Origin of the sequence: Pedobacter xixiisoli (assembly GCF_900215335.1) — a bacterium.
Lineage (GTDB): Bacteria > Bacteroidota > Bacteroidia > Sphingobacteriales > Sphingobacteriaceae > Pedobacter > Pedobacter xixiisoli.
The window spans coordinates 301,650-322,748 of sequence record NZ_OCMT01000002.1 but is presented as its reverse complement, the minus strand read 5'-3'; the positions used below and the strand labels follow the sequence as shown (position 1 = coordinate 322,748).

At 38.8% G+C, this 21,099-nt stretch carries 20 protein-coding genes; 8 read left to right on the top strand and 12 right to left on the bottom strand.

Annotation, left to right across the window (positions count from 1 at the left end; translation table 11 throughout):
- Positions 1-68 precede the first annotated feature (68 nt).
- From CRO54_RS07550 to CRO54_RS07540, 3 genes are all read right to left on the bottom strand, one after another.
- Entirely contained in the window at positions 69-986 is a 918-nt protein-coding gene (locus CRO54_RS07550) for an EamA family transporter (protein WP_097130574.1), read from the bottom strand.
- A 79-nt stretch (positions 987-1,065) separates the two neighbouring features.
- Positions 1,066-1,782, bottom strand: a complete 717-nt coding sequence (locus tag CRO54_RS07545; RefSeq protein ID WP_097130571.1) for a pyridoxine 5'-phosphate synthase — start codon at positions 1,780-1,782, stop codon at positions 1,066-1,068.
- A 135-nt stretch (positions 1,783-1,917) separates the two neighbouring features.
- Positions 1,918-2,271 carry a DUF6370 family protein gene (locus CRO54_RS07540; protein WP_097130569.1) on the bottom strand — a complete coding sequence of 118 codons (354 nt, stop codon included), beginning with the start codon at positions 2,269-2,271 and terminating at the stop codon, positions 1,918-1,920.
- A 149-nt stretch (positions 2,272-2,420) separates the two neighbouring features.
- On the opposite strand from CRO54_RS07540, the gene CRO54_RS07535 reads away from it, so the two are divergent.
- Positions 2,421-3,410 carry a hypothetical protein gene (locus tag CRO54_RS07535; RefSeq protein WP_097130566.1) on the top strand — a complete coding sequence of 330 codons (990 nt, stop codon included), beginning with the start codon at positions 2,421-2,423 and terminating at the stop codon, positions 3,408-3,410.
- A gap of 397 nt (positions 3,411-3,807) precedes the next feature.
- Here CRO54_RS07535 and CRO54_RS07530 read toward each other — a convergent pair whose 3' ends face one another.
- The 6 genes from CRO54_RS07530 to CRO54_RS07505 all read right to left on the bottom strand — a co-directional run bounded on the left by CRO54_RS07530 (position 3,808) and on the right by CRO54_RS07505 (position 12,810).
- Entirely contained in the window at positions 3,808-6,936 is a 3,129-nt protein-coding gene (locus CRO54_RS07530; protein WP_097130564.1) for an efflux RND transporter permease subunit, read from the bottom strand.
- Between the two features lie 111 nt (positions 6,937-7,047).
- Complete coding sequence (locus CRO54_RS07525; protein WP_097130563.1) at positions 7,048-8,142, bottom strand: efflux RND transporter periplasmic adaptor subunit; 1,095 nt, start codon at positions 8,140-8,142, stop codon at positions 7,048-7,050.
- Between the two features lie 3 nt (positions 8,143-8,145).
- The gene (locus tag CRO54_RS07520) at positions 8,146-9,405 is read right to left on the bottom strand and encodes a TolC family protein (protein ID WP_097130561.1); all 1,260 of its coding nucleotides are present in this window, start codon (positions 9,403-9,405) and stop codon (positions 8,146-8,148) included.
- A 482-nt stretch (positions 9,406-9,887) separates the two neighbouring features.
- Positions 9,888-10,202 carry an HPF/RaiA family ribosome-associated protein gene (locus CRO54_RS07515; protein ID WP_097130559.1) on the bottom strand — a complete coding sequence of 105 codons (315 nt, stop codon included), beginning with the start codon at positions 10,200-10,202 and terminating at the stop codon, positions 9,888-9,890.
- A gap of 297 nt (positions 10,203-10,499) precedes the next feature.
- Positions 10,500-11,861 carry a sensor histidine kinase gene (locus CRO54_RS07510; protein ID WP_097132303.1) on the bottom strand — a complete coding sequence of 454 codons (1,362 nt, stop codon included), beginning with the start codon at positions 11,859-11,861 and terminating at the stop codon, positions 10,500-10,502.
- Between the two features lie 271 nt (positions 11,862-12,132).
- Positions 12,133-12,810 (bottom strand): response regulator transcription factor, encoded by a 678-nt coding sequence (locus tag CRO54_RS07505; protein WP_097130557.1) that lies wholly within the window; start codon positions 12,808-12,810, stop codon positions 12,133-12,135.
- A gap of 395 nt (positions 12,811-13,205) precedes the next feature.
- Between CRO54_RS07505 and CRO54_RS07500 the strand changes: the two genes are divergently transcribed.
- Positions 13,206-13,508, top strand: coding sequence for an ArsR/SmtB family transcription factor (locus tag CRO54_RS07500; protein WP_097130555.1), 303 nt, complete (start codon positions 13,206-13,208; stop codon positions 13,506-13,508).
- A 9-nt stretch (positions 13,509-13,517) separates the two neighbouring features.
- Positions 13,518-14,546: an LLM class flavin-dependent oxidoreductase gene (locus CRO54_RS07495; protein WP_097130553.1), complete on the top strand. Its 1,029-nt coding sequence runs from the start codon at positions 13,518-13,520 to the stop codon at positions 14,544-14,546.
- Positions 14,547-14,828: 282 nt separating this feature from the next.
- Here CRO54_RS07495 and CRO54_RS07490 read toward each other — a convergent pair whose 3' ends face one another.
- Together CRO54_RS07490 and CRO54_RS07485 are read right to left on the bottom strand one after the other, a co-directional pair.
- Positions 14,829-15,629, bottom strand: coding sequence for a DUF3667 domain-containing protein (locus tag CRO54_RS07490; protein WP_097130551.1), 801 nt, complete (start codon positions 15,627-15,629; stop codon positions 14,829-14,831).
- 24 nt (positions 15,630-15,653) lie between these two features.
- The gene (locus tag CRO54_RS07485) at positions 15,654-15,902 is read right to left on the bottom strand and encodes a hypothetical protein (RefSeq protein WP_097130549.1); all 249 of its coding nucleotides are present in this window, start codon (positions 15,900-15,902) and stop codon (positions 15,654-15,656) included.
- A 268-nt stretch (positions 15,903-16,170) separates the two neighbouring features.
- Between CRO54_RS07485 and CRO54_RS07480 the strand changes: the two genes are divergently transcribed.
- The 4 genes from CRO54_RS07480 to CRO54_RS07465 all read left to right on the top strand — a co-directional run bounded on the left by CRO54_RS07480 (position 16,171) and on the right by CRO54_RS07465 (position 19,427).
- The gene (locus CRO54_RS07480) at positions 16,171-16,353 is read left to right on the top strand and encodes a hypothetical protein (RefSeq protein ID WP_097130548.1); all 183 of its coding nucleotides are present in this window, start codon (positions 16,171-16,173) and stop codon (positions 16,351-16,353) included.
- A 277-nt stretch (positions 16,354-16,630) separates the two neighbouring features.
- Positions 16,631-16,807, top strand: a complete 177-nt coding sequence (locus tag CRO54_RS21180) for a hypothetical protein (RefSeq protein ID WP_171047858.1) — start codon at positions 16,631-16,633, stop codon at positions 16,805-16,807.
- Between the two features lie 141 nt (positions 16,808-16,948).
- Entirely contained in the window at positions 16,949-17,581 is a 633-nt protein-coding gene (locus CRO54_RS07475) for an N-acetylmuramoyl-L-alanine amidase (protein WP_097130546.1), read from the top strand.
- A gap of 1,039 nt (positions 17,582-18,620) precedes the next feature.
- The gene (locus CRO54_RS07465; RefSeq protein ID WP_097130542.1) at positions 18,621-19,427 is read left to right on the top strand and encodes a carboxypeptidase-like regulatory domain-containing protein; all 807 of its coding nucleotides are present in this window, start codon (positions 18,621-18,623) and stop codon (positions 19,425-19,427) included.
- A gap of 179 nt (positions 19,428-19,606) precedes the next feature.
- Here CRO54_RS07465 and CRO54_RS07460 read toward each other — a convergent pair whose 3' ends face one another.
- Entirely contained in the window at positions 19,607-20,248 is a 642-nt protein-coding gene (locus tag CRO54_RS07460) for a DUF6266 family protein (protein WP_097130540.1), read from the bottom strand.
- A gap of 528 nt (positions 20,249-20,776) precedes the next feature.
- Between CRO54_RS07460 and CRO54_RS07455 the strand changes: the two genes are divergently transcribed.
- Entirely contained in the window at positions 20,777-21,028 is a 252-nt protein-coding gene (locus CRO54_RS07455) for a MerR family transcriptional regulator (RefSeq protein ID WP_097130538.1), read from the top strand.
- The last annotated feature ends 71 nt before the right edge of the window (positions 21,029-21,099 follow it).

Here is a 21,099-nt window from a genome sequence, read left to right as displayed (position 1 = left end):
TCCCAAAGGGAAAGAAAATAATATAGCTAATTCTCTCCCTTTGGGAGAGATGGCGTAGCCAGAGAGGGCTATTTTCTTCTAAAGCTATTCGCTTTCTTTAAATTTTCCAAATTTGGTAGTATCATCGATGATAAAATAATCACGACACCAATCCATCTGATTAGGCTTACTTCTTCCTGCAAAACCAATGCCGACATACTCACTGCTACTGGTAATTCTGCTGAACTTAAGATAGAACTTAACGTTAATCCAATTTTTGGAATACCAGAAGCAAAACACAAAGGAGGGATTACTGTTCCAAAAACTGCTAAAATTAACCCCCATTTCAGTAAGCTGCCACCTAATGCTCCGTTAAATAGAAAAGTAGGAGGCAATACGATGAAAATCAATATACATGCGCCAGTAATCATCAATGCGCTCTTTTGTAAGGGTGGATATTCATTTCCGAGGTTACCATTCAACATCAAGAAGATGGCATAGCACAAAGCGGCAACCATTCCGTAACCAATACCCGCTATACTTAAATTTTCTGCCGATTGCTCAAAATATCCACTGGCTGCAATCGTACCTAGCAGAATCATGATAACTGCAAAAATTTGGAGGTTATTAGGTTTCTTTTTGAAGAAAATGAACTCCAAGAGTACACTAATCCATACAAACTGCATTAATAGAATAATAGCTACCGAAGCAGGAATCAGTTTCACACATTGGTAATACGTTAAACTTACTAAGCCTGTAAAGGTTCCAGCTAAAACAAGTTTAATCCAATGGGTTTTAATAACTGCTTGAGGTTTTTCAACGTTGTTTTTGCGCTGTACTTGGCGTTGAATAAAATAAACAATCCACAACATTGAAGCGCCAAATAACGCCTGTGTACCTGTTACATCGCCTAAAGTATAACCTTCGCCATAAGCCAGTTTTACAAAAGTAGATAAGATACCAAAGCTACAAGCGCCAAATAATACGAGAAGAATACCCTTTAACATAAATGAGTTGAAAGTTGTATGTTACGGGTTAAGAGATAGACAAGTTAACACCTGCAACTCACAACTCGTAACCCATAACTTAGTTAAGTTGTGCCAAATAACGTTTAATAGTTTCTTCCAAGCCTAGATAAAGTGCATCGCTAATTAGCGCATGACCTATAGAAACCTCTAGTAATCCAGGAATTGTTTGTGCGAAATATTTAAGATTGTGCAAATCTAAATCGTGACCAGCGTTAATGCCTATGCCCAATTCATTTGCCTTATGTGCTGCCGCCAAATAAGGAGCAATTGCTTTTTCTCTATTATTGTAGTATTGTTGGGCGTAAGCTTCAGTGTAAAGCTCAATTCGGTCGGTGCCTGTAGTTAAAGCATGTTCAACCATTTCTACCACTGGGTCAACGAAGATAGAAACGCGGATGCCTGCTTGTTGGAAAACAGCCACCATTTCTTTCAGGTAATCTTGATGTTTAATGGTATCCCAACCGTGGTTTGAAGTAATCTGACCTTCGGCATCTGGCACCAAAGTAACTTGCGCAGGTTTGTTGGCCAATACTAAGTCAACAAATTTCTGCTCTTTGCAATTGCCTTCAATATTGAATTCGGTAGCAATGACTGCCTTTAAATCAAAAGTATCTTGATAGCGGATATGACGCTCATCTGGACGAGGATGCACCGTAATGCCTTCCGCACCAAATTTTTCGCAGTCTAGTGCTACTTTAACCAAATCAGGGTTGTTGCCGCCTCTGCTGTTGCGTAGGGTAGCAATCTTATTGATGTTAACCGATAACTTTGTCATGGGGCAAAGATACGGTTTAGCCACAGATGCACAGATAAAAATAAATTGATTTGAGAATTATATTATATTTTGAGTATATAATTTTAAATAAATCTGTTTATCCCGAAAGGTCGGGACGGGTACTGTAGCTTTAAATTATTTAGACTTCGGTTTGTCGGTTTTCTTGGTTTCTACTAACTGTACTGACTTTGCTTTAAACCTTCCGTCAACTATTTCACCCGTTACGGTTGCTTTTCTAATGGCATTGCAAAAACCATCGTCAGCATGGGCATCTCCAAAATCGTCTATTTTTCTGCCGTCGACAAAATAAGGCGTTCCATCTATTCTCACCGCTAGGTCACAACCTTTGCCTGGCATTTTGAACATACATTCGCCACATGCAATTTCAACTTGTTTTTTCTCAATTTTAGTTGATTTAGCTGGTGTGTCTTGTGCGTCAGCGGTAAATGTAAACGCTGTCAATAGAAGGTATAAGCTTAGTTTTTTCATCTTGTTTAATGATTAGGTGCTACAAATATGCTGATTATAAGCTAGTAAGTAGCAATGATTTTTATCAAATTCTTTGGGCAAAGCAATCTTGCGTTATAAAAATAAGTTGAATACGAAACTTATATAGCCGTAAAAACGTAAATCATTATATGAGAAGATTAATACTGTCTATTTTGCTTGGTTTCATAAGTGTGGTTGTCTTTGCTCAGACGGCACAAATAGATACGTTGCGGGAAAAAAAGCAACAAGCTAACTTGGCTTACATATCGCTGTACAAAGAAAATAGCGAGCTGTCCTATACTTCGCCTGCCGGAGAGATTGGAGCGCCATCTTCCTATATTTTAAATGGTAAATTGACTACTTCCTATGTGGTGTTTGCTCCCAGAAGCTTGCCTGTAGCTTTTTCTATTAATCCAGATTTTACAGCACGGGTAAGAAACGAACGCTCAGCAGGAGTTCGCACCCCAAGTTTTAGGTTGGGCGGAACAGTTTATTTACGATTGGTAGAAGAAGTAAAGAATTACCGTTATGCTCAACTGAGTTATACGCATCACTCAAACGGTCAAGACGGAGATGCTGTTTTTGCAGATGGAACCATCAATACTAGCACTGGAAATTTTAATACCAATTACTTAACTACAGCTTATCGGTTTGGTTATATTACTGATGCAAAACCATCAACTGGACGTTATTATTCTTATAACCATAAAGTTGGCTTAGAGTGGCATAAATGGTTCGATTATGAGCCAGCGCTAAATGGCGATTATGGTTTTACACGCTTAAATTATGATTTCTCATTTCGTATTTATCAAATTTATAAAGGTGATAAGGGTGGTTGGAGAAAAGGAAGTTCAAATAAAGAAAATGCATCTAATACATTAGAAAAAGAAACTTGGCGTTTTAACGGGCAGTTTTCTTACGCCATAAATGAATACGATAATCATGGTTTTATAGCTCCTAAAAGAAGATTGAATATAGAGGTTACAGCTAATTATAGCTTGTCGTTTATGCAAAATGTTTTTATGATGGCCAGTTTTGGATATTATGGTGAAGACCCATATAACATATATTTTAAAGACAGGTATGCTTTTATGAGGTTTGGTTTGTCTAGTACTTTTTCGAGATACGGAATAAAGTAATGGTTCAGTTTAATAGATAGTGTCTTTTAACGCAAAGGTTTTTAAAGTTTTCGCGAAGAACGCAAAGTGTTGACATTTAACTTTGTCAATCTTTTAGACAGTAGGATAGTGGATTGACAAAGTTAGTTTTGATGCACAGGTATTGCTTTTTAAACCTGATTGTAGCGGATATACTTTTTGTTGGTGTCATCCTGAGCGTGTCGAAGGATTGATTGTTGTGAGTAGATGTTTCGACAAGCTCAACATGACAAGAATGAATGGCAGTGCCAACAAAACGGTAATAGCGGAAAGCAGGACTACGATTTGCGATGAAATGATAGCCTCTGCTTTTCTAAAAACCCTCTCTTCCGATCAATCGGGATCTCTCCCTAGTAAGGAGAGAGTAGCAAGTAAGTACCTACGCAATCACTTCCTGTAAATGTGTTGCTTTCTTCTTGTAACTCCAATAAAATACAATTGGATAAACGAATAAATTAAACAGCGTATTGGTAATTAAACCACCGATAACAACAACCGCCAAAGGTTTAGAAGCTTCAGAACCGATACCTGTAGATAAGGCTGCTGGTAGCAAACCGATAGCCGCCATCAATGCTGTCATAATTACGGGGCGCATCCTAGTGGCTATACCATCTTTAATAGAATCTGCAAATGTCCAAGTAGGGTGGTGCTTTAACTCTACAATGTTACTTTTAAACTTAGTGATGAGTATTACCCCGTTTTGTACACAAATACCGAATAGCGCAATAAAACCAATACCTGCCGAAATGTTAAAGTTAATGCCTGTGGCTAGCAATGCTAAAATGCCACCAACCATTGCAAAAGGAACATTATTTAACACTAGCAGCGCATCTTTAAAATTACCGAATAAAATGAACAGGATAAAGAAAATCAATAATAAACTAATAGGAACTGCTTGAGAAAGCTGCTTGCTTGCTCGCTGCTGATTTTCAAAGTCTCCTGCCCATTCTAAACGGTATGGCTTTGGCAACTTAATGGCTGCATTTACTTTTTGTTGTGCTTCGGCAATTACACTACCCATATCACGACCACGGATAGAGAACTTGATAGCTCCGTAGCGAGTGTGTTTATCACGGTAAATCATACTAGGGCCCGTAATTTTCTTAATCCTTGCAATTTCGCCCAATGGCACCTTAGATCCAGAAATAGTAGGTACACGCAAGTTGGCGATAGCGGTTTCGTCGTTTCTAAAATCTTCTGGGTAACGGATAATCAGGTCGAATTTCTTCTCGCCTTCGTAAATTTGGGTTGCTGCTTTACCGCCAATGGCCATTTCTACTACGGCATTGGCATCAGCTGTGCTTACGCCATATAAACCCATTTTACGCTGACTTAAATCTATTTGCAATTCTGGCTGACCTAAGTTTCTTAAAATCCCCAAATCTTCGATGCCTTCTACTGTTTTTAAGATGTTGTAAATTTTCTCTTCTTCTTGTTCAATAAACTCGAAGTTGTCGCCGAAAAGCTTCACTACAATAGAGCCCTTAACTCCAGAAACAGCTTCCTCTACATTATCTGAAATGGGTTGCGAGAAGTTTAAGCTAATGCCCGGAAATCCTTTCAGTTTCTCTTGCATGCGCTCAATCAGCTGCTCTTTGGTCTGCTTTCGCTTCCATTCTTTTTTAGGGCAGATATCCACATGGAACTCCATATTATAGAAACCAGTGGCATCAGTACCATCATTTGGCCTACCTGTTTGCGATAAAACCTGCTTCACTTCCTCAAAGCTCAGGAAGATTTTACGCATCTCGTTAGAAAGCTTTTTGGTTTCATCTAAGGAAATACTCAATGGTCCGGTAGCACGAACGTAGATAGAGCCTTCATCAAGGTTAGGTAAGAACTCGCTACCCAAAAACTTAAAACTGAAAATGCCGACAATTAAAAGAACAATAGACGTGTAAAATGCTACTTTCTTAAATTTAAAACACTTGTCGTATGCTTTTAAGGTGTATTTGGTGATGAACTCCAAAAAGATATTGTGTTTCTCCTTAACGTTTTTCTTTAGTAAAATGCTCGCCATGGCCGGCACCAAGGTAAAGGTTAGCAATAACGCACCTAATAAGGCAAAACTCAGTGTCCATGCCAATGGCGAAAACATTTTACCTTCTACTTTTTCGAAGGTGAAAATAGGCATCAAGCCGGTAATGATAATCAGTTTGGCAAAGAAAATACCTTTGCCGTTCTCTAAACAGGCTTTTTTTATCAGGCCGAGCTTGCTAATTTTGTTGAATTTCTCCATTCCCACTTTTCGGGCTTTCTGGTCCAGCACTACAAAAATACCCTCAACCATGACCACCGCACCATCAATGATAATCCCGAAATCGATGGCACCCATAGATAGCAGGTTGGCCGACATGCCTTTTAACTTTAAACAGATAAAGGCAAATAGTAAAGCCAGCGGAATCACTACCGATACAATCAAGGTAGTTCTCCAATCGGCCATGAAAAGGAATACGATAACGGTTACGAACAAAATCCCTTCGAACATGTTGCCCATTACGGTATGCGTGGCAAAGTTTACCAAATCTTCACGGTCATAGAAAGATTTGATTTTTACATCATCAGGTAAGATGTTGTTGTTGATTTCTTCAATCTTTACTTTTAGCTTCTTGATGACTTCGCTCGGATTTTCGCCCTTGCGCATCACCACAATTCCCTGCACTACATCTGGGTCGTAATCTCTACCCACCTGACCCAAGCGTGGTAAAGCAGCTTCGGTAACTTCGGCAATGGTTTTTACGTAAATAGGAATGCCATTATAGTTATCTACAACTACATTTTTAATTTCTTCAATGTTATTTAAAACCCCAATACCTCTCACTACATAAGCTTGTCCGCCTTGTACAATGACATCGCCACCTACGTTAATGTTACTTTTAGAAACGGCTTCGAATAATTCGGTTGCAGTTACATTATACTGTATTGCTTTTTGTGGGTCTACGGTAATTTGATAAGTCTTCACTTCTCCACCAAAACTCACTACATCAGCTATACCAGACACAGAAAGTAATTCCCTTTGTATGGTCCAATCTTGTATCGTTTTTAGTTCCTTAACCGACTTTTGATCGCTGCTTAATGTATAGCGGAAAATCTCGCCTGTAGGTCCATAGGGAGGTTGTACCTCGGGTTGTATGCCATCAGGCAAATCCGCTTCTTCAATGTGGTTATTCACCTGCACTCTGGCAAAGGCGTAATCTACATCATCATCAAAAGTGATTTTAACAATAGAGAGCCCAAATAGGGAAGAAGAACGGATACTGGTTCTTTTTTCCGTGGGGTTCATTGCGATCTCTAGCGGACGGGTAACAAATTTTTCTACCTCTTCGGCACTTCTGCCAGGCCACTGCGTAATAATAGTGACGTTGGTATTGGTCACATCAGGGAAGGCTTCGATAGTGGTTTTCTTGAAACTCAAGTAACCGGCTAACACCAAAATAAAGGTGGTGAAAAAGATGAAGTATTTATTTTTTAAGGAAAACCCAATGATGGTTTTAATCAGTTTATTCATGTTGTGTTTACTTATTCGTCATCTCGAACGTAGGTGAGAGATCTCCAGGCTAAGTAATACTAGCTGACAGATTTCTCCTCATACTTCGTCGAAATGACGGGGTATGGGCAATTACTTCAAACTCTCAAACAAGAAAACCTGCTTAGAAGCCACTACTTTATCTCCAGCGTTTAAGCCTTTGCTCACATAAGTACGGTTAGCGGTTTTACGACCAATTTCTATCTCTTGTACCCGTATTTTTTGTTTAGGGTCTAATACCAACACGTAGTTTTTGTTCTCATCAAAAATCACTGCTTTGGGATTAATAGAAGGTAGTTTGATGTCTGATTTAGCCGCCACCTTAACCGTAGCCATCATACCTGGTTTCAAGCTTAAATCTTTGTTGGCGATGCTTACTCTTGCATTAATTACCCTACTTTCATTATCGATGGTGTTGTAGATACGCTCAATTTTACCGCTGTAGGTTTTCTCAGGATAAGACAGTACTGAAACTTCCACTTCATCACCTTCCTTTAACATGGCAAATTCCGATTCGTAAATGTTAATCACTGCCCAAACGTTAGATAAATCTGCTACCTTAAATAAGGCATCTTCATTATCAGCACGCAATTGCATGTGACTGTTCACGTTCTTTTCAATCACAAAGCCAGCAATAGGAGAGCTTACCTTGTAGTCACCTTTGGTGTTGCCGCCATTAAGTCTTAAAGTAGTTTTAGCACGTTGCAATTCTGCTTTTTTAATGATTAAATCATTTTGTACTTCTTCCAATTCCTTTGCCGAACTCAAACCACTTTTGTACAATTCTTCTGCTTGTTTTAATGCTCTTTCGGCAATTTTTAATTCCGCATCGGCGCTAATTACTTCTTTATCGAAGCCAGCCATCTCTGCACTGCTCACATTAGCCAATACCTGCCCTTTGCTTACTCTGTCGCCAATTTTCACATTAACTGCACCTACAATACCGCTTACCATGGGGTAAATGGATGCCTGTAAATCTTCATTAGCGGTAATCTTTGCAGAAAAATTAAGGTCCATGCGGTTATTTGGTGATTGTACCGTATCAATCAATAACTTGCTGATCAACGAATCAGTAACTTCAAACTTGTCGTCTGTTACCGTAGTGTTAGTCGTGGTGCAACTCTGTGCAATCGTTCCAGCTAGCGCTAGGAGATATAAGTATTTTTTTGAGGATGAAATATAAGACATGCTTTATTTGAATAAGGTAGTTCCAGTAACAAAATTGATTTCTTCTTTAGCGTTGATACGCTCGTATTGTAGTTGATTGTATTGCAAGACGTTCTCTTTGTAAGACTCGTAGAAATCTAAAAACTCCAATAAACTGATGTTTCGTTTAGCAAAGTTCTTGGTCACTTCGTCAATCAACTTTTTGTAATCCTGATTAAAATCTTGGTCTCTACTGCCCATTAAGCTTTCGATTCGTTTGGCATTCTGATAAGCTTTAAAGACTTCATTAGACAATGCATTTTCTACTTGATTATAGGCCGTTTGTTGTGCCTCTATTGCTATTTTAGCTTTTTTGATTTCCCCTTGGTTTCTATTAAAAAGTGGAATAGGCATGCTAATGCCAATACCAGTGTATTTTTCAGGATAGCTCCCTTTCAAATCATAAACTAAGGATAGCTGCACATCAGGAATGGCATTGGCTTTTTGCAACTTTAAGTTTTGCTGTGCGTAGGTAATAGCCGTTTGTGCCGATTTTAAATCTACTCTGTTCGTCTTTGCAGAATCTAATAATAGGGCATAGGGAATTTCATTGGTTTTGCCTGCTATATTTTCTGGTGCAACAGTCTCAATAATGGTAGAAGCGTTGATTTGCGTTAACAGTTTCAGTTCTGCCGTTAAGTCATCTATTTCGGTACCAATTTGATGGTAATCTGCCTGTAAAGTGTAAAGCAACGATTTGATGCGGATGACATCTTTATTGGCGATATTGCCCAAACTTAATTGTTTGTTAGAAGCTTGTAGTAGTTGCTCGAGTGCTTTTACTTGTCCGCTGTAAATCTTTGCAGATTGCTGCAGCGAATGTAATTTAAAGAAATTACTGCGCAGCTGATAGCGCAAGGTCCTCATTAAATCGAAGTACTCAAATTCTTCCAGCTTAACAGCGGTATTGGCTAGTTTTATACTTTTGTTGCGTTTTCCGGCTAACTTAAATAGTTGCGAAACTTGTGTGTTGAATTGTCCTGTAGCAAATGAGGTTTCCAAAAAACGCTTGGTTTCATGGTTATATAGCAAATTCTCATGTGTGATTTCCGGATTATCGAACAGTTTGGCCGTAATTACATCGGCTTTTGCCTGTTCTATCTCGTATTTAGCCAGTAATAACTGGTAATTACTAGCAACGAAACGTTTCTCAGCTTCTGTGATACTTAGCTTCAGCGTATCTTGAGCTAAGATGTTTTGGACAAATCCTAGCCAGCAACAGATGAATAATAGTTTTATTTTCATTGTTGCCAAAGCTATTTTGATGGAATTAAACGCGAATTAAATCGAAATTAAAAAGTGATTAAAATGGTTTTGCACTGTTCAGTTCCCTCTCATTTTCAAGGAGAACCTGCCCCGACTATTAGGAAAAGGTTTGTTTAACCCTCTCTGGCTTTGCCATCTCTCCCTAAAAGGGTGAGACTAGTGCTTGGGAATATTTAGTGCTAGCCTGCCTATACCGTCATATCGACCGTAGTGGAGATATCTTTGAATTTGATGTTTCTCTTGAACAGTTTTACTCCTAGTAGTTACTTATGCTCTTCGGAGTTTGCAACTCGGAAGCTCTATTATAGGATATTCGATCCGAACTGATATAAATATTAAAAGGATTAAAAATCCTTGGATAGGTAGTTCGGGATTGCAAATCCCGAACAGCGTAGATGTAAAAACAAAAAAATCCGATTGTAAACCAACAATCGGATTTTTTACTCGCTATTTTACGCGAACTATTTGGCTTGCATCTTGCTAACAGCAGTATTCAATGCGCTTTTGATTTTTTCTGTGGCGCCTTTTAAAGCTAAGTCGTAGGTATTACCTAAATCGCTAGCTACAAGTGGCGGTTTACCATCTAAGCGAGCTTCTATTAAACATTTTTTATCGTTTAAGCCAGCCTTGCTACCGTTCTCGTCAGATAGATGTACATCTACACGAGAAAGATGATTGCTGTATCTGTCTAAGTCTTTAGTTAACTGTGCTTTAATCTGTGCTTCGTAAGGCTCGTGAATCGTTAAATTCTTATCGGCATTTAATTGAATATTCATATTTAGGTATTTAAGTATATCATCTTAACAAAAAACCTATTGCCTTGTTTTTGCAGAGCGATGATTTATCACTCCTTGTGTTTAGAATTAGTTCTTCCTAGCCGTCTTCTCGATTAAAGCGGAGAGATCTTTGGAAATGAATATTTAGAAGTGCCTTTCTATTTTTGTTTTCATTCTCTATGAAGAATCGGAGCAGGCAGCATACCGAGACCTAGTCAATTGCATTTAGCAACCGTAAATGGTGGAATGAATTACCTATGTTCCCTATGTTTCTATGTGGTTATTTCAACTAAGCATCTAAACAACCAACCAACTAACCAAAAAAGTTGTTCCTTCACTACCAGAAACAAAACTTAATTCTCCTTTAGCTAATGCAATGATTTTGTTCGCCATATATAGTCCCATGCCATTTCCTTTCAGCGCTGCATCTTTGGACGAAGTATAGAAAGGCTCATAAATACGGTTTTGGTCAGCTGCTGCAATACCTGTACCTTTATCTTGAATAGCAATATTCAGTTGTTGGTCGGTAACAGTTAAAGTGCAAACTACATCCTGTTGGTTAGAAAACTTAAAAGCATTGCCAATGATGTTGTTTAAAGCAATCTCCAATAGCGATTTATTAAAGATAAGTTTTAAACTTTCGCTGTCTGTTGGTAGGTTTTGCATTTGGATGTGCAGTTGCGCCTTACCGTTATTCTTCTTATTCCAATGCGTTTGCAAATCCCAGAGCAGTTCATCTACTCTAAAAGCCTCTGTTTGCAGGTTGCCCAATTCCAAATCTGCCTGTGCCAAGCTCATCAAGCTGTTAATGGTGGCGTTCATTTTATCGGCATCTTCTATCACAGACCGTAACGCTTTTTGATATTCTTCGGAATCCCTCGGCTGGCTCAATGCAATTTCTGCTTCCATCAATAAACTGGTAATTGGAGTCCGCAACTCGTGCGAAGCATTGGCAACAAAGGTTTTCTGTAGAATAAAAGCCTGCTCCAAATGGTCCATCAATTGGTTAAAGTTTTGTGCCAGTAGGTTAATCTCATCTTTATTGGTATTTTCCTGCACCCTAAAATCAAGATTGTTAGATTTGATTTTCTTCACCTCGGTAATGAACACGTCCAAGGGTTTAAGTATTCGTTTAGCAATCCATCTGGATGACAATAGTAAGCCTGCAGTAATGATGATAAACGTAACCGTCATGCTGGTTTTCAACTTTCCGATACGGTTATAGGTACTATTGTCTATGGCCGAAGCGAGAATCACAAAATCGCCCTGATTGTCTTTGTAGAAGATGCCAACCGTTTGTCGCACCCCTTCCTTGACACGGATTTTCTTTGCTTTCCGCACTTGGTTAATGAAATCACTCGTCCAAAATTGCTGGTTATCGGTAATGAAGCGAGGTTTGTTGTTGCTGTCGTAAATACGGACAATCTCTCCGTTTAAGGTCTCTAAATATTCTGTTTTTACTCGTCTAAGGGAATCTGCCGAAATCTCGTCCGCTTCTAGGTAGAGGTTGGCGTTAATAAAAGCCCTATCATTTAAGCGGTCGTAAAAGTCGCTTTCTAAGAATTTAATAAAGATGAAATAGACCACAAAAAGCACCGCTAAAAGTACCGTGGTGCTAATAAGCGTGAAGTATAAAGCTAGGCGGTCTTTTATTTTCATTGGCTCAAAGATATAAATATAAGTTTCAGAAGGGTAGGCTATTTGTCCTGCCAAAGCAAAGTCTTTCGTTTAACTAAAATCGGCCTTGGCCTGTTCGGCTAGCATTAATTAGCCTTAGTAGTAACTTTAGTAGAACAGGGCGCAGCCGTGGCTTTTTTGTCTACTTTTTCAGCTAAAGGAAAAAGTAGAACCCGCGGTAGCGACGAAAGAAAATTTAACTAAATAACATTATTAAATTAGCTACAATAGAACAAGTATACATAATTGAATCTTACTTAAAAATATAACCCATACCTATTTTAGTGTGGATGAGCTTTCTCTCAAAGCCTTTTTCTATCTTATTACGAAGGAAATTGATGTACACATCTACTACATTGGTGCCAGTATCAAAATTTACATCCCATACCTGTTCTGCAATGTATTGTCGCGAAAGCAAACGATTAGGATTGCGCATAAACAACTCTAGCAAATGAAATTCTTTTGCAGTAAGCTCTATGATGGTGCCAGCTCTCTTTACTTCCTTACTGCTAACATCAAGCACCACATCTTCAAAAGTAAGTTGATTCGGTTGACTGCCAGTACCTAAATTCTGTCGACGCAACATGGCTTCTATACGTGCTAGCAATTCCCTAAAATGGAAAGGTTTTACTAAATAATCATCGGCACCTGCTTCTAGACCATTCACTTTATCATCGATAGTACCTAAGGCGGTAAGCATTAATATGGGCGTTTGTACCTGCGCTTCACGTAGCTGTTTACAAATATCAATACCAGTAATTTGAGGCATCATTACATCTAAAATCAATAACTGAAACGACTGCGATTGGAAAGCTTGTAACGCACTGTTCCCATCGTGATAGATACTCACTTCATAGCCGTTCTCTTCTAAACCATTTTTTATAAGTGCGGCAATTTTATGGTCGTCTTCTGCTAAGCCTATCGTGTACATGGTTTCAAAAATAGTGTTTTTATTTGAAGGGATCAGAAATTAGGAATCAGGAATCAGTGGTCAGGGATCAGGAGTTAGTGGTTAGAAGGTAAGTAATTTTTATACACGCTGCCGTCATTCCCGCGTAGGCGGGAATCTTACAAAACACACTTTACTTTTCAAGGAGAGGACTAGGTTCAATAACCCTCTCTGGCTTTGCCATCTATTGATTTTATTATATTTATTTTAGCATCAATGAGCTTCGTTTCACTACGGTTCTCCCTAAAAGGGAGAGAATTGCATATAACAAAGGCATCGCACCAACAACTGATACCTGAACACCGATTCCTGTCCCCTGAATGTCATCTCTGTATTCTAAATTGGAATATCGGGAAATACCGATATATATTTGTACCATGAATCAAGTGGAGGTATTTAAAGCCTTAGGAAATAAGAACAGATTGCAGATTTTAAACTGGCTGAAATCTCCGGAAGAACACTTCGTAGATTATGTGCCTGCCTGTGGCGATGTAGATGTAGGGGTTTGTGTAGGCTATATTCAGAAAAAGTCTGGATTAACCCAGTCTACCATTTCCGAGTACCTTGCTGTGCTCAATAGGGTAGGCTTGGTATCTGCTACCCGCATTGGGCAATGGACTTACTACAAACGCAACGAAGAAACCATTGCTGCCTTATCCAACTTGATGGATACTTTATAGAAACAAAACATGAACGAAAAGAAATTATCAGCTACCGATAAATCGGTACAGGTCTTGCCATATTCTGTACTAGATTTGGCAGGCGTTATAGAAGGTTATGATATTGCAGACACGTTTAAAAATAGCGTTTCACTTGCGCAACATGCAGAAAAATTAGGTTTTAACCGATACTGGCTAGCTGAGCACCATAATATGATTAGCGTAGCGAGTTCAGCTACTTCGATATTAATTGGTCACATTGCTGGGCATACCAAATCCATAAGGGTAGGCTCTGGAGGAATTATGCTGCCAAACCATACACCACTAATCATTGCAGAGCAGTTTGGTACTTTAGCCACTTTATATCCTAATCGAATTGATTTAGGTTTGGGCAGAGCACCAGGAACAGATCAGCTAACCGCTTACGAAATTAGGGGAGAGCGTTTCCATTCGCCACAGCATTTTCCGCAAGATGTACGTAAACTACAACAATACTTGGGCGATGATAATTACGATAGCAAAGTAAGAGCAATTCCTGGTGAAGGAACCAATGTGCCCATCTGGATTTTAGGTTCTAGTACCGAAAGTGCGCATTTGGCGGCATCTTATGGATTACCTTATGCCTTTGCCAGTCATTTTGCACCTACCTATTTCTTTGAGGCTATTGAGATTTATAGGAAAAACTTCCGTCCATCTGAGGCGCTAAAGGAACCTTATGTGCTTTCTTGTGTAAACGTAGTTGCTGCTGATACTGATGCAGAGGCGGAAAGATTGTCTACTTCACTAAAGATGTTGTTTATGGGCATTGTAACTAACCAACGCAGGTTATTGCAGCCACCTGTAGATAGTATGGATGGTGTATGGTCTGATATAGAAGAAGCTGCGGTAGAGCAGATGTTAGATTTTACTTTTATTGCTGGTCCAGAGAAGTTAAAAGCGCAATTGCAGTCGTTTGTAAACCATACCAAAGTAGACGAGCTAATGGTGACATCTCATATTTATGATCATCAGGCTAGGTTAAGATCTTACGAGCTGGTTGCAGAGGTATTGAAAGGTTAAGGGTATTCCCTCTCTGCCTTCGGCATTTATTGATGTAAGTTTGTTTTCTTTCTAAGGGTATCAATGAACTTCGTTTCATTACGGTTCTCCGCTAAAAGGGCGAGAAGTGTACTTGGGAATGGTGGTGGTTGAAGTTAGTCGGTCATACCGTCATTGTACTACCATTCCTACATCGTCATTGCAAATGAAGCGTTGGCTTGTAGGGAAGGTCTGAAGCAATCTTTACAATTAGGTAAAGGCACCTTGCCCATAACTCGTAACCCACAACCCATAAAAATGCAATTATGCTTGTGCCGGCAAGAAGTACTTCGCACCCTCTGGTCCTTGAGCAAATACATACACAGCAACCACAATCATTAAAATGACCATTAAAATACCCATTGCTACCAATGTTAAGCCTAATGTTGCCAATACTCTCCCTACAATCTGCTTCATCGGTTTTTCTGGGTAATAGCCTTTAAAAAACCATACTAAGATAAACGGTACAATTAAAGTTGAAAGAGAAGTTGCCGTAGTAAAATAGCTCATATTATGCCTCAAAAGAAACAATATCGGATAAACAAACACGATGCTCACTAAGGTATAGGTAGAAAGTATATAAGCATTCATCACAACATGTTCGTAGTAATTAGCTTTCCATTTGTGAAATGCTATCCAAGTGGTCAATGCAAAAAGAGGAACCAAGCCTAGCATGATGAACGCATTGTAGCCAGTAGAAATCGCCATGTAGTCGTTCATGAAAGGAGAGTTCATGTGTTGCGATGTATAAAACTCTTTCATTATTGTGGCTAAGCCGATAATCTTAAAAGAGATAACGGCAGAAATACCACTCAACAAGAAGGTTAATAAAATAGGTTTATAATGATTTACTCTATCTCCTTCTATAAATCTCCTAGCTGTACCTCCGGGGCTTTTAGCTAAATTTTTTACCGTATAAAGAAAACCTTTATTCGTGTGAATAAGCACATATTGAATTTCGTCGATAACGTATTTTCTATCTATGCGTTTAAATCTTTTCTGGCCACAATTACGACAGAAATTTTCATCAATAGTGTAATCGCAGTGAAGGCAAGTATTCTCCATGTTGTTTTATAAGTCGTTTGGTTTTTATGGTTGTTTGCGGTTTTTCAATTCTGTTTGTAAAGGTTTTAGCTGTAAAAACAGTGGAAGCAAGGTGATGGGAAATACCATTAACGGGATAAATAGGGTGGCTTTAGCTTTAGCGATATAAAAGTAAATGGCTAAGCCTATCAATAGTACCCAAAAAATACTGAATGCAATCAATACTCCTTTTAATAAATCTCTTCTTTTAGTTAAATTTTCTGTGCTTAGCTCTGCTAAAGGGGTATTGGCCATTGTGGATATTGCGAAAATTAAGATAAAGCGCTCAAATGTTTGTTGGGTACAAATATAACTTATTTCTAAAAGTTGTAAAATAGCTCGACGAAATATTGATTACCTATGAATTAACTACCTCAGGATGCCAATGGCATAACTTATTCGTCTTATTTTCTCTTTAATCAACCTTTGTTTTAAATATTTACTGAAGTTTAAAATACCGTAATTAAGGTAAAACTTAATGCGTCACTAGGTGTTAAATATATACATAAATAAAGATTGATATATGGGATTCATAAAAACAGCATTAATTGGCGCCGCAGTATACGGCGTAGTTAAATATTTAACGGAGAAAGATGTATTTGGTAGAACGAGATTGGATGAAATCAAAGAGAAAGCCCCAGAATGGGTAGATAAGGCCAAAGCGATTACTGCAGATCTTAAAATGGGAAATACTCCTCAGTTATAAAACAATGGCCGCTTATTGAAGCGGCCATTGTTTTTATCTGTCATTGCACTAATTTCCCTACACTAGCGATACTATACCGTCATTGCACTACCGTTCTTACATCGTCATCCTGAACTTGATTCAGTAACTTCATAGTTTGATATACCATTCACAACCCGTCATCTCGACGTTAGGAGATATCTAGCGAGCTGTTTTTATATTTATCCACTCTATGCCGTGGGGCATTTTCTTTTTTCATTAAAGTATGATGTTTTCAGTTCTTACATCGTCATTGCGAATGAAGCGTTGGCTTGTAGGGAAGGAACGAAGCAATCTTTCCAGTTATGAACGTTACATTCCTGTAACCCGTAACTCAAAACCCATAACAAAAAGCTTAACGGTATTTCTACGTCATACGATGTCCCCTTTGGAAGTATATCCCAATTATTTGGGAGAACTGGAGAAGGAATTTTAACTTTCCGTCATATCGACGTTGGGAGATATCTAACGAGCTGTTATCTATCGCAACCTTTAATCACATTAATTGTTAACTTAGAACATCAATAATCGCAAAACCTCGAAAATAAGTAGATCACAACAACTAGTTTCCAGTTTCATGAACCAATCCACCCAAATTTCTACAGCATTTACCATCCTCACCTGCATCTTTTTTTTGCTTAGCCCTGAACAAACCATTGCTCAATCGAAGGTGCAGCAGCAACGCGATACCGTTAAGATTTTGCCTAAAAGCGAATGGAAGGGCGTAGAAGGTAAACCATACAAGCAACAAGTACCTGTTCAAATTACGGTGCATCATGAAGGAGGCAAATTGTTAACGATTAATGATGATGCCCGTCAGCGATTGAAGAACATACAAACTTGGGGAATGGGACCCGACCGCAAGTGGGCCGATGTACCTTACCACTTATTGATAGCTCCAGATGGTACTGTTTTAGAAGGTCGCAACCCCTTAACTGTTGGCGAAACCAATACCGAATATGATCCCACCGGGCACCTGCTGATTTGCTTCTTAGGAAACTATAACCAACAAAAACTGGATAATAATTTACTAAAGGTACTGACTAAACTGCTGGCAGACCAATGTATCAAATATGGGATCTCTCCACAAAAGATTTCTACCCATCGCGACCACAGCACGCAAACTACTTGTCCGGGAGAAGATATTTATGCTTATTTCAAGAATGGTTATATCGTTAAAGAAGTAGAGGGCTTGCTGAAAAAGAAATAGTCTGTACTAAGCTTGTTGATGTTTTTGCATCATGTGATGTTCCGCTCCTAATCCGTCATATCGACGTTAGGAGATATCTAGCATCCTGTTATCTAAATTATTTATTTACCCACTCTATAACGTGGGGGCATTTTCTTTTTTCATTAAAGTATAATGTTTTCAATTGTATTCAAGAGTGCTTCGCAGTTTCCATTGATGAAAAGAAACAAACCTGAAGCTTTAGCGAAAGCATGCCTACCTAATAAAAGCAATTAAAATATCGGGCATAAATCTAGGCTGCCTATTTTTTCTACAACGATGCTGCTTTGGGGAATTAGTAGTTACCGAAAAAATAGAATGCCAATTAAAGTAGAACGTAGACTTTATGCGTAGGCAAAAGCTAATGAATGGCTTCTTTCTCTTGGTATTGGCCTCTGTCCGTCATTGCGAATGAAGCGTTGCCTTGTAGGGAAGGCATGAAGCAATCTTTCCAGTTATCACCGATACGTTCCCGTAACACGTAACTCAAAACACGTAACTCAAACCCATAACCCATAACAAGAAAGCTACCGATATTCCTGCATCATGCGATGTCACGAGTGGGAGAGTGTACCCCGATTATTTGCTTCATATCAACCTCCATCTAAATGCTAAACAAAAAAGTGCTAAACAAACGACCCTCTTTTCCCTTTCTGCTAAAATCTTTGTTTTACAACGATAAACAGCATTTAAAACAACCCAAAAGGGCTTTCCTTGGGTCTCCTTCGCACGTTCTTTGGTAATGTTCCTTTTTCGCCAAAACGGATGCAAACATGAAGCGAACATGAACCAAACATGAACCGAACAAATAGCTAGTTAATTCGAAGTGTGAAATGACCTTGTTTTTAGAGGATTTATAGGATTGCCAAAAAATGTGTTACTCTTAATTGAAGTATGGATTATGCCGTCGGAACCCATCGCTCGGCGAAGCCAAATTCCCCAAAAGACTCCTGATTAATAATAACTAAGTCCTCATTTATGGAAAGCCCCAAACAAATGCATCTCCATATAAAGAAACGAGATGAACAACAAATTTACGCTTGATATTCCAAAGCCTTGTGCCCAGCGTTGGGAGCAAATGAGCCCAACTGCCGATGGTAAATTCTGCAGCCATTGCAGTACCGAAGTAATTGATTTCACTCAGATGACCACTGCGCAACTCCAATCTTACTTTAAAACCCATACGCAAAATGTATGTGGACGCATAGATACCTTCCAACTACATCAGCTTAATAATCCGCCAGCGCCATATCCTCACCAAACTAGGTTTAGCCTTAACTTGGCAATGGCTTCGGTAATGGCTTTGTTACTTAGCACCAAAACCAATGCCCAACAATTAGTGGCCAAGCCCCAAACCGCTCATCAAGTAGCTAAGTGTACGCAAAAAACTGTTGCCCAAATTAAGGCAACAGCTGCGGAAGGTACATTTCTAATTAAAGGTATCGTAAAATCATTGGATGATGGTTTGCCTTTAGCAGGTGCCGATATTAAGGTGCAGGAATTGAATCAGTCTGCCATTGCCGATCCAAATGGCTTATTCAAGTTGAATGTGAAAGGTTCGGCGCAGCAGGAGCTTACTTTAGTTGTTTCTTACTTAGGCCATGCTAGTGCCCAGGTTAAGGTTAAACTAGTACAAAAGCCTGAAATTTTAACGGTAAGCTTAGCTTCCGAACATATTATGCTGGGTAAAGTGGTGGTAACTGCACCAAAACCCGTGCGACAATATTTGATTACTGGGGCCATGGTTGCCGTTCCATCTGTAGCGGTTACCGAGCAATCTAAAAAGCCTTCTTTTTTTAAACGTATGTGGAGACTGTTTAGGGATTAGGAGCAAGGTAAAAAAGCTAGTATCCACATGATGGTAGATTTAAGATTTTCCGCTACTCGTTACTAATACCTAATCACTGATATCTATTCCCTCATTATTGACCAATAAAAAGTGACAGTCTCATCCCCAAGCTATTGCTTATTGGCATGCAAACCATCACTTTTTGTGGTACTATTAAATTACGCAACCAAAACAGTACCTGTGTAAAAACTGTCCGACACCTCTTTGCCATTGGCACTAAAAAAGGAAATGTACGTTTCTACTTCCTGGCCAGCAAAAGCTGGTACATTAATAGATAAAGTTTGGTCGGCACGGGTAACCCCATCATTTAAACTGTTGCAAATGGTCATGTTTAATTGCGGACAGTAAATAGCTATCACACACAAATCTGTACCTAGCGCCTTACCATTGCCACTGTTATCTGTCCAGTTAAAGGTCATTTGGGTACCGGCGGCAGCTGCCGATGGTGTAACAGCGGTTGGCAAGTCGCCACGACTAAGCAGTACCATATTGTAGGCAATGCTAAAATTAGGATATGTCCCACTAATGCCATTCTTAAGGTTGTAAGACAGCGCAGCGTTAGAAGCTGTCATTTGGTTTGCCAAACGCTTAAAACCAATTTCAATGATCGGGCTTAATTGCCTTACAAAACGCACCATTAACTGAAAGCGAGCTCGTTGCTCGTCTTGTTTAAAAGTACTGGTTTGCCTACGAGAAGTGCTTTTTCCTCTCATGTAATGTATGCCACGCCAGCTAGAGCCTACAACAGTACCTACCGTACCCGAAAATGCTCCTAAAATTCCTTGTTCTATTTTTCCCATCTTGTTTTTTGTTAAGGGTTAAAGAATTGGTTAATTGACCTAAAGGTAGAAAGGTGTTTTTTAAGTTTCTAAGGTTCAGTGGTTTGTGTACGTTTTTTGCTTGGTTTTGCCTGTATTTTGCTTAGCATTTACTGTTTTTGCACTACATTGCATTGATTTTGCCAGCTTTTGCAACGAAACGTCACTATTTTGCATCGTTGCTGCGATGCTTGTAGCTTACGCTTCGGAAAACAGTTCTTAAAAAAAATCAAATTTTACTTCATCAATAGCAGCTAAAAATTGTGTTTTAGATAGTTTAAAGGTATTTGTTTAGCTTAAAATTCCAAGCGATACCCTATTGAGCCTTATTCGGAATTTTCCGAAGCTGTTTCGAAGCTGTCTCGAAGCGGTATGGGAGAAAGTCAGCTTAAAAAGTTTTTTTTACCACTTTCTGTGCTACGAATTTTACGGAATTATTTGCACTTAACTGTTGAAGCTTAGTAAATTGTATCTCTCAAATCTTCTGTTTTTCATCTAAATCTATGTGTTATGCAAACTAAAAAGATTCATAGCGATGCTAGACGCTTAAACCAAATGACTCGAAATTTTGAACCTGCAATTCAATTGGTAAACAATATTTTAGACAAGTACGATGTGCTGCAATTATTGAAGATTAGCCCCCGTACGCTTAGTACTTATATTAAAGAGGGGTATTTGGAAAGGTATGTGATTAAAGGGAAAACATTTTTTCTTTATTCTGATATTTTGAAAATGTTGGAACGTTTTAGGGAGGTGAGGTAGGGATTAAAATGAGTCTTTACGGGAAACCGTAGAACTGTATTTTTGCGAATAGCTAAGTTTGGATATGTTTA